Source organism: Bradyrhizobium sp. Mp27 (assembly GCF_029953005.1).
GTDB lineage: Bacteria > Pseudomonadota > Alphaproteobacteria > Rhizobiales > Xanthobacteraceae > Bradyrhizobium > Bradyrhizobium barranii.
Map to the genome: position 1 here is coordinate 1 of NZ_JASAUS010000472.1, position 1,622 is coordinate 1,622.

A 1,622-nucleotide genomic window follows, 5' to 3' on the forward strand; every position below is an offset into this window, starting at 1 on the left:
CAGAAACCGTAATCCTGAACGGCCAATGTGCTTTTGGGGTGCCCCTTCGACATGGGAGCACCGTCCCACCGAACGGGGCCGTTATACGCTGGCCCATTGATGGCCACTGATACTATCTCGCTTGGATTTCTGAGGCCCAACCCTATGGTTGCACACAACCTAGACGGTTGCAACAGTCATTTTCTACTCGGAATGCGACGAAACCGCGCGCGCTCGTAAAGCGGTTGCAAGGCTCGACGCTGACGGAAGACACGATGAATCGGCGTGGGATCCGGACGCCGATCGGCGTCCCAAGTGCTTGATTGACTTCGCGCGTGCGGGGGTCAATTCAGCGTCGATTCACAAACAGGCAGAGCGTTTGTCGTCTCCCTCACACCTGTGAGCGTGCCGCGCACGATACCACTTGCAGCGGCCGTTCTCGATTATCAGAAGCACCGAGTGAAGAAGCTCAAGAAGCCGGGCCGGAGGTAGCATAGAAATGGCGCACGCGATTATCCGTGGAAAGAATGGTCGCCCGGGGATGTCCCGATCGGTGTTGAACTACGTCGGGCCGACGTTGCCGGAATGAATGTTACGCGGCCCTCGAGCCGTGGGCAACGGGCTTGATCGTCATGCGATCGTGATGAGCGTGAAGGGCCGCACGCAGAACCGACAATTGCTTATGCGCCTTCAATCGTCGGAAGCCCTTGTTGGCCTCGATCATGCCGGCCGCGACCCATCGCAACGCCATACCGGCATCCCGCCAGCGTTTGACGTTGCGCGTGACGCGGCGAATGGTGCCCATCATGTTCTCGGCGATGTTGGTGCAGGCGAGCGATCGACGAAGCTCCTTCGGCAGCGTCAACCGGACGACAGTCAGGATTTCGTCGAGGCCTTCGAGGATGCTGGCCGCTACGCCGGGCCATTGCTGGTCGAGTCGACCCGCGAGATTGCGGATCAATTTTTCAGCCTTGTCGGCGTCATCGAGCTCCCAGGCCAGGCGCAGCACCCGACGGGTGGCCGCTCACGCTGGTGGCGATCGCCTACGCCTTCATCCTGCACCTGGCGGCGAAAACATCGCCTATGGCGGGCGGGCACTGGCCTGGAGCCTGTACAATTGCGTCGTGCTCGCGATCGTGCGCTTCATCTGCATCGAGCAGCCGCGGCGCCGCAAGGCCGAGCGTTTCGAACGCGACGAGCCGATCCTGGTTCACGAAGGCGCCGAGCCGCGGCTGGTGCGGATGGCCGACATCTCGATTTCGGGCGCGCGCTTCATCGATCCCGCCCCGCCGGCAATCGGCGCCTCGATCAAGTGCAATGTCTATGGCCAGAACGTGAGCGCGACCGTTGTCCGCCGCACCCGCGACGGCTTCGGCGTCCGTTTCGAGGACGCGGTTGCGACGCGGATCAATGTCGTCCGCGCATTCTATGCCGGCGAATATGTCCGCGCCTTCCGCAGCGTGCGCGCGGCGCCGGTCGGCAAGGCGTTGCTGATGCGGCTGTTCGGCTAGAGCGGTATGAATGAGGTGGGCCTGGAGCAGTCCCATCCGTCGTCATTCGCAATTGCGCAGCTTAGTGCCGGTCGTGCTGACAGTACTCGCCTTGCTCGTGTGACCGCCCGAAACCACGGTGGGCGCGATGAC

At 62.3% G+C, this 1,622-nt stretch carries 1 protein-coding gene and 1 pseudogene; one reads left to right on the plus strand and one right to left on the minus strand.

Translation table 11 applies throughout. The annotated features are described in order from the left end of the window. Positions 1-571: 571 nt before the first annotated feature. Positions 572-1,003, minus strand: a pseudogene (locus tag QJT78_RS51030) (transposase); the annotation flags it as partial. Positions 1,004-1,115: 112 nt separating this feature from the next. On the opposite strand from QJT78_RS51030, the gene QJT78_RS51035 reads away from it, so the two are divergent. Next, positions 1,116-1,490: a PilZ domain-containing protein gene (locus tag QJT78_RS51035; RefSeq protein ID WP_225005669.1), complete on the plus strand. Its 375-nt coding sequence runs from the start codon at positions 1,116-1,118 to the stop codon at positions 1,488-1,490. Positions 1,491-1,622: the final 132 nt, after the last annotated feature.